Genomic DNA, 6,822 nt, shown 5'->3' with positions numbered 1-6,822 from the left:
GCCGCCTGGGTCTCCTTCGCGACGCTGCTCAACGCCGCGATCTGGCACCTGAACTGAAAGCCGGCCGGACCACCGTCCGGCCGGCTTGGACGCCTTCAGGCCGCGGAGATGTCGACCTGGATGTTGCCGCGGGTGGCGTGCGAGTAGGGGCAGACCACGTCGGCGCGCTTGACGAGATCCTCGGCCTTCGCATGGTCGATGCCCGGAAGCGTCGCCTTGAGGGTGACGACGAGAGCGAAGCCGGCGCCGTCGTCGCGCTGGCCGATACCGACGCTCGACTCGACCTTGGCGTCGTCCGAGATCTTCACCTTGTCCTGCGCGGCGACGAACTTGATGGCGCCGAGGAAACAGGCGGCGTAGCCCGCCGCGAAGAGCTGCTCGGGATTGGTGCCGGTGCCGCCGCCGCCGCCGAGTTCCTTGGGCGTCGACAATGCGACGCTGAGCGCGTCGTTGTCGGTGGCGGCCTTGCCTTCGCGGCCGCCGGTGGCATGGGCGTGAGCGGTGTAGAGTGCTTTCATCTCGATCTCCTGACGTGCTTGTCGACGACTCGTCGATGACAACCTGGGGCGGCGGGCGGGCCCCGACAGGGCCCCGCGGTCACGCTTCTGCGGCATCGCTGAGTAGGCGTATCCCGCAGATCGCATGAAGCTAGATTGCGCGCAATATTGTTGAGCCACCCTGCGGCAGAGCCTTGTTCCCCTAACATGGGTCAGCCGCCGGCAAGCTCGATTGTGCGCGAACGACCTTTTCCCTAAAGTCCCGCTGCAACGCGGGAAATCAGTGCCGTGAAGCGGGACGCGACAGGGCAGCACATCATGTCAGGCCGACAATCCACCGGGACGGCGCAGGCCGCGCAGACGATGCCTGCCACGAATGACCATGGCCAGAGGCTCGACGATCAGCTCTGCTTTGCAGTCTATTCCGCCGCCCATGCCTTCGGCCGCGCCTACCGCGCCCTGTTGACGAGCCACGACCTCACCTATCCGCAATACCTCGTCCTGATGGTGTTGTGGGAGCAGGAGGGGCTGACGGTGAAGGAGCTCGGCGGGCGCCTCTTCCTCGATTCCGGGACGCTGACGCCGCTTCTCAAGCGGATGGAGGCCTCGGGCCATGTCCGCCGCGCGAGGGACCGAACCGACGAGCGCCAGGTCAGCATCTTCCTCACGCCGAAGGCACAGGGCCTCAAGGGCAAGCTCGATTGCATCCCGTCCCAGGCCGGTGGAATGAGCGGCCTCAACCTGGAGGCGCGGCGCGAACTCCTCGACCTCCTCGTGAACCTGCGCGGCTCCCTGCACGACAGTATCGAGGCCGGCCCGGACGCGGTGGCCTGAATCCAGCCGTAGAGCGCACAACAAAAAGCCGCCTCCGGATCACCGGAGACGGCTTCGTCGTTCATGATCGATCTGTGATCTCGGACCGGCTTATTTCTGGGCCGCGAGATAGGCGATCACATCGGCAACCTTCTTCTCGTCCTTGAGGCCGGCATAGACCATCTTGGTGCCCTTCACCTTGTTGGCGGCGGGTCCGATCAGCCATTCCTTGAGATTGGCCTCGTCCCAGGTGATGCCGGATTCCTTGAGGGCGGCCGAATAGCTATAGCCTTCGTAGGACGCGGCCTTGCGGCCGACGACACCGACGAGGTTCGGGCCGACGCCGTTCTTGCCTAGGGCGTGGCAGGCCTTGCAGGCGGTGAAGGCCTTCTCGCCGGCGGCGGCATCCTGCGCCTGAGCCGACAGGGGAAGAAGCAGCGCGAACGCGGCGCCGAGGATGAGGTGACGCATCTATGTTTTCCTCCAGGTGCGGCGACGGCCGCTTTGGCTTTATGGGCCGGCCCGGCTTATGGCAGAGCTCAGCCGTTTGGAACAAGTCGAGACTAGGCAGGTCGATACTCAAACGCGCCCGAGTGAACTAGGGCATCTGCGACGAAAGGAAGCCCCGCGGATTATCCGACCGATCATCGTTCCGGTGACGCCCGGACCGATGTTCCGTTAGGATGACGTCCAAGGGTTTGTCCCGGCATCGCTTGCCCATCCGGTTCATAGCCGGTCGGTGATGAGCGAATGCTGAAGGCGCAGGCCGGCAGGAGAACGCCCGATGTCGATCGCTTTTCCCTCTCCCGATCCGGACATTCTCGCGCGCCGCGACGCCATCATCGCGGGGCTCAAGCCGCTGGTGGCGGTCGAGGCCCTGGTGACCACCGAAGACGAGCGGCGCGCCTTCGAGACCGACGGGCTCACCGCCTACCGCAAGATGCCGCTCGCCGTGGTGCTGCCCTCCACGACCGCCGAGGTCTCGGCGGTGATGGCCTATTGCCACCGCCACGGCGTGCCCGTGGTGGCCCGCGGGGCCGGAACGTCGCTGGCCGGGGGCGCCATCGCGCAGGAGGACGCTGTGATCCTCGGTGTCGCCAAGATGAACCGCATCCTCGAGGTCGACTATTCCAACCGGACTGCGCGGGTGGAGTCCGGCATCACCAACCTCGCCATCTCGGGCGCCGTCTCCCACGAGGGCTTCTTCTACGCCCCCGACCCGTCGAGCCAACTCGCCTGCACCATCGCGGGCAACATCGCGATGAATTCCGGCGGGGCCCATTGCCTCAAATACGGGGTCACCACCAACAACCTCCTGGGCGTCACCCTCGTCACCCATGACGGCACCGTCGTCGAGATCGGCGGGGAGCACCTCGATTCCGGCGGCTACGACCTCCTCGGTCTCGTCTGCGGTTCGGAAGGGCAGCTCGGCATCGTCACCGAGGCGACCGTGCGCATCCTGCGTGGGCCCGAAGGCGCACGCCCGGCCCTGTTTGGCTTCTCCTCGGTGGAGGATGCCGGAGCCTGCACGGCGGCGATCATCGCGGCAGGCATCATCCCGGTGGCGATGGAGTACATGGACCGCGAGGCGATCCTGATCACCGAGGATTTCGCCCAGGCCGGCTACCCGCGCGACGCCGAGGCGATGCTCATCATCGAGGTCGAGGGCTCGGACACCGAATGCGAGGACATGCTCGCCCGAATCGTCGAGATCGCGAAAGCCTTCAACCCGACGAGCCTGAAGGTCTCGCAGAGCGAGGCCGAGAGCGCGGCGATCTGGAAGGGCCGCAAATCCGCCTTCGGCGCCACCGGCCGGATCTCAGACTACATCTGCATGGACGGCACTATCCCGACCGGCCAGCTGCCGCTGGTGCTCGAGCGCATCGGCGCGATCTGCGCAGGGCTCGGCCTGCGTGTCGCCAACGTGTTCCATGCCGGCGACGGCAACCTGCACCCGCTCATCCTGTTCGACATCAACGAGCCCGGTGAGCTGCAGAAGGCCGAAGAGGCGGGCGACGCCATCCTCAAGCTCTGCGTCGAGGTCGGCGGCTGCCTCACGGGCGAGCACGGCGTTGGCATCGAGAAGCGCGAGCTGATGCGCTTCCAGTACACACAGGCCGACCTCGAGCAGCAGATGCGCGTGAAGAACGTCTTCGATCCGCGCTGGCTGATGAACCCCGCCAAGGTGTTCCCGCTGGAGGGCCGCGTCGCGGCGTGAGCCCGAACCAAAAAGGCCCCGCGACGGGATCGGAACGATCCGGTGCGGGGCCGAGTGGGTTGGCCGGGATCGGACGCTGTTGAGACGGGACCGCCGGCCGCTATCGAAGTGCGAACCTTGGGAAGGACGAGCACTCGGATGGGTAAGCTGCGCGGCAGGGTATCCGTTCCGGCTGCAGCGCGACACCGCGCGAACCCGCCGAAGCGGAGCGATCGCGAAGCGTGGTCAATGAGTGATGCCGGTCAGTACTTGCGGATCAGCGGAGCCGGCGCAGCGGCGACCAGGGTCGGCGAGTACAGCGGAGCGATGATGCGAACCCAGCCCTCGGTGGAGTAGGCATCGCGACCGTTCGAAAAACCGGTGATCGGAGAGATCTGCGTCGCGCGGGTGACGACGTCGCGTGCGATCCAGGCCTGCGCCGTGAACGGCCCGAAATCGTAGCCGATGAGGCCGCCGAGCGCGAAGCGTCCGGCTTTCGAGTACGACGTGGCGTTGACGGCGCCAACGGGAATGCGGCCTGGCAGATCGGTGGTGCCGTAGCCGATGGCGCCGATCTCGAACTTGCCGAACTTCTTGGTCGCGGTCAGGTCGAGTGTGAGCGCGTCGGCGATGAAGAATTGGCCGAGGCCGCCGAAGCGGCCTTCGAAGCGGCCGGGCGAATCGTAGATGTTGTGGGTCAGATTGGCGGTGAGGTTGTAGCCGTCGCCGGTGTAGCTGAGCGCGAAGCCCTGGCGGTAGGTGTTGGACGAGAAGATCGGCAAGCCCCGGCCGGCGTTGAGGTCGTTGAGGTGGACGGCGGCGAGGTAGCTGAAGCCGACGTTGTTGCCGAGGTCCCATGCGAAGATCGATCCCACCAGCGTGCCGACGTTGATGGAGAAGTCACGGCCGCCGTTCGCACGTGGAAAGACGAACACCGTTGGCTGGGCGACCACGGCCTCGATGCGCGCATCGAAGATCTTCCAAGGCGTCGACCAGACCAAGACCGGCACGTTGACCGAGGTGTCGGCCGAATTCGCGTTCGGGCCGTCGGGGCTGCGATAGGTGAAGGTGTCGATGGCGTAGATGCCTTCCGGCAGCGGTGCGCCGACGGCGAGGCCGACCTGCTCGCCGGGCACTGTGGTGGTCTGGGCGTGGGACGTCGTCGCCATCAGGCCGAAAGCGGCCGTCACGGCCCCCGCGGCGATCCAATTCTTGCACATGACGAGGCTCCTTGTTGGCAGCGCAGTCCGCAGGGCGGACAGTGGATCGGATCGTCGCTTCCGAGACATCCGGGCGATGGTCACGGGGCATCCTTGCGCATTCAGCCGTGAGCCGAAGCGCCGAAGATCTTCGTTAGTCACATGAATTGAATGTATATATTGTATGATTGATTGGATATGCGATCAACTTTCATTCATTGCGGGACCTATTCTGACAGACAACTGTAGAACGTCTATATTCAGATCGCGCTTTGTCGCCGTCTCGCCGTAACAGTTGCAAAATCGACACAAATCTCGGTCCAAAGTCTCAGGTGCTTGGCCTTTCGCCAGATCAGCCCTGCGAGTGGAGGACGCTCCTGCGACGGGGTCTCGGTCCGACATACGGATCCCGGACCTCGCGAGGGAGCCAGCAAGAACAAGACCTTCGACCGTCGCACGGGACGCGGTATCGGGCCCGATGGTCCAGGAGCGCTGACATGTGGGGGCGTCGCGACACGTGGCCCGATCCCGCTGCCTCTCCGCGGCAGAACCTGCGGCAGGGATGAGACGAGAGACGGGCAACGATCCTGCACCAGCGTTGGCGGTGGCCGCGGCCGTCGTCCTCGCGATGCCCAATGTCGTCGGACAGATCGGCTCTATCCTCCCAGGAGTGATGGTCGCCTCCCGGCCACCGAACCTGAGACGTCGCGTGGGCGCCCTGGCGCGCGGCGCTCATCTGCCTGAGCGTTCATCGCTCTCCCGGCGGTCCTGCTCGTCTTCGGTGCGCTGCCGTTCGGAGAGAGCCTGCGCGCCCGGCCGAGCGCCCACCGAATCCTGGCCGGCGTCAGCGCGGTGGTGGTGGGGGTGCTGCTCGCCGCGCTCGACGATCCGATCTGGAGCAGCGGCATCCGCGGCCCGGCCGATTTCGGGCTCGCCGCCGGCGCCGTCCTGGCACTGGCGGTCTGGCAATGGCCGCCCTGGCTCTCAGTGGCGGCAGGGGCGCTGGTGGGGGCAGTGCCGGGCCGATGAACCTCATGGACGGCGAGCGGACGAGGCGGCTCGCAACGGTCGTGAACACGATCGACGATGCCGCCGCTCAGGCCTCGGCGCCGAAGGCGACGCAGCGGAACGCCCCGTAGTCACGCCGGGCCAGGCGCTCGGCCAGGGCCGGCAGGAACAGGTTCGCCTCGTCGGCGAGCCGCCAGGGCGGATTGATCACGATGAGCCCGTTGCCGTTGAGCCGGGTCGGGTCGGGCTCGGACACCATCAGGTCGAGGCGCAGGGCCGGCCGGTCGAGTTCCCGGTGGAGGTCGGCCACCATGCGGTCGACGAGGGCGACGTCCTTGATCGGGTACCAGGCGACGTAGGTCCCGGTCGGCCATTTCGTCACCGCCTTGACGAGCGCGGCGGCGAGCCGATCGATCTCGCCGAGCTCCTCATAGGGCGGGTCGATCAGCACCACGCCGCGGCGCTCGGGTGGCGGGATCATCGCGTTGAGGGCGGTCCAGCCGTCGAGATGGAGGACCTTGGTGCGCGAATCTTGGTTGTAGCGCCCGCGCAGGATCTCGGCGTCCAAGGGATGCAGTTCCACGAACACGCCCTGGTCGCCCGGGCGCAGGAACTCGCGAATCAGGGCGGGCGAGCCCGGATAGATCGTCGCGCCGTGGCGTGCCCGGACGGCGGCGACCGCCCCGCGGTAGGGGACAAGCAGCGCCTCGACCTCCTCCGTGAACGGCTCGTCGAGGCGACCCCAGCCCTCGAACCACTCGCCGGTGCGGCCGGCCTCGTCGCCGGTGAGGTCGTAGAAACCGAGTCCCGCATGGGTGTCGATCGCCCGGAAGGCGGTGGCCTTGCCCTGGAGATGGACGAGCACCCGCGTCAGCACGAGGTGCTTGAGGACATCGGCGAAATTGCCGGCGTGGAAGGCGTGACGGTAATTCATCGGGCCATAGCATGGTGCGGGAAAGTGGAATCCGGTTTCCCGAGAAACATCATGCGACAACAAGGAGGCGGAGCATGCTGTTGGTTCCGTGAAACAGCAGCATGCTCTAGCGTGCCGCGTCGATCGCCACCTCGCCGGCCCGGCAGTTCTGGCGGGCGAGTTCGGGGCAGGGGG

The 6,822-nt window shown here is 66.4% G+C and carries 7 protein-coding genes; 3 read left to right on the top strand and 4 right to left on the bottom strand.

What is annotated here, in order from left to right; translation table 11 throughout:
- Window positions 1-95: 95 nt before the first annotated feature.
- Entirely contained in the window at window positions 96-518 is a 423-nt protein-coding gene (locus ACFE7U_RS16955; protein ID WP_375410886.1) for an organic hydroperoxide resistance protein, read from the bottom strand.
- A gap of 342 nt (window positions 519-860) precedes the next feature.
- Here ACFE7U_RS16955 and ACFE7U_RS16950 point away from each other — a divergent pair, with 342 nt between their 5' ends.
- Complete coding sequence (locus ACFE7U_RS16950) at window positions 861-1,331, top strand: MarR family winged helix-turn-helix transcriptional regulator (protein ID WP_375410885.1); 471 nt, start codon at window positions 861-863, stop codon at window positions 1,329-1,331.
- 90 nt (window positions 1,332-1,421) lie between these two features.
- Here the strand turns inward: ACFE7U_RS16950 and ACFE7U_RS16945 are convergent, their stop codons facing one another.
- Window positions 1,422-1,781 (bottom strand): c-type cytochrome, encoded by a 360-nt coding sequence (locus ACFE7U_RS16945; protein WP_375410884.1) that lies wholly within the window; start codon window positions 1,779-1,781, stop codon window positions 1,422-1,424.
- Window positions 1,782-2,094: 313 nt separating this feature from the next.
- Here ACFE7U_RS16945 and ACFE7U_RS16940 point away from each other — a divergent pair, with 313 nt between their 5' ends.
- On the top strand, window positions 2,095-3,528 hold the full coding sequence (locus tag ACFE7U_RS16940; protein WP_375410883.1) for an FAD-linked oxidase C-terminal domain-containing protein: 1,434 nt from the start codon (window positions 2,095-2,097) through the stop codon (window positions 3,526-3,528).
- Between the two features lie 242 nt (window positions 3,529-3,770).
- On the opposite strand, the gene ACFE7U_RS16935 is transcribed toward ACFE7U_RS16940, so the two are convergent.
- On the bottom strand, window positions 3,771-4,727 hold the full coding sequence (locus ACFE7U_RS16935) for a transporter (protein WP_375410882.1): 957 nt from the start codon (window positions 4,725-4,727) through the stop codon (window positions 3,771-3,773).
- Between the two features lie 729 nt (window positions 4,728-5,456).
- On the opposite strand from ACFE7U_RS16935, the gene ACFE7U_RS16930 reads away from it, so the two are divergent.
- The gene (locus ACFE7U_RS16930; RefSeq protein WP_375410887.1) at window positions 5,457-5,735 is read left to right on the top strand and encodes a chromate transporter; all 279 of its coding nucleotides are present in this window, start codon (window positions 5,457-5,459) and stop codon (window positions 5,733-5,735) included.
- Between the two features lie 67 nt (window positions 5,736-5,802).
- On the opposite strand, the gene ACFE7U_RS16925 is transcribed toward ACFE7U_RS16930, so the two are convergent.
- Entirely contained in the window at window positions 5,803-6,648 is an 846-nt protein-coding gene (locus tag ACFE7U_RS16925; protein ID WP_375410881.1) for a 23S rRNA (adenine(2030)-N(6))-methyltransferase RlmJ, read from the bottom strand.
- Window positions 6,649-6,822: the final 174 nt, after the last annotated feature.

It is taken from the genome of uncultured Methylobacterium sp., from assembly GCF_964251405.1.
Taxonomy (GTDB): domain Bacteria; phylum Pseudomonadota; class Alphaproteobacteria; order Rhizobiales; family Beijerinckiaceae; genus Methylobacterium.
Note: the sequence above shows the minus strand (reverse complement) of the source record. Positions and strands in the feature narration are given on the sequence as shown.

What these genes read in the sequence shown, in the direction of transcription:
- ACFE7U_RS16950 (WP_375410885.1), top strand. Translation starts at nt 861, where the DNA reads ATGCCTGCCACGAATGACCATGGCCAGAGGCTCGACGATCAGCTCTGC.
- ACFE7U_RS16955 (WP_375410886.1), bottom strand. Translation starts at nt 518, where the DNA reads ATGAAAGCACTCTACACCGCTCACGCCCATGCCACCGGCGGCCGCGAA.
- ACFE7U_RS16925 (WP_375410881.1), bottom strand. Translation starts at nt 6,648, where the DNA reads ATGAATTACCGTCACGCCTTCCACGCCGGCAATTTCGCCGATGTCCTC.
- ACFE7U_RS16945 (WP_375410884.1), bottom strand. Translation starts at nt 1,781, where the DNA reads ATGCGTCACCTCATCCTCGGCGCCGCGTTCGCGCTGCTTCTTCCCCTG.
- ACFE7U_RS16940 (WP_375410883.1), top strand. Translation starts at nt 2,095, where the DNA reads ATGTCGATCGCTTTTCCCTCTCCCGATCCGGACATTCTCGCGCGCCGC.
- ACFE7U_RS16935 (WP_375410882.1), bottom strand. Translation starts at nt 4,727, where the DNA reads ATGTGCAAGAATTGGATCGCCGCGGGGGCCGTGACGGCCGCTTTCGGC.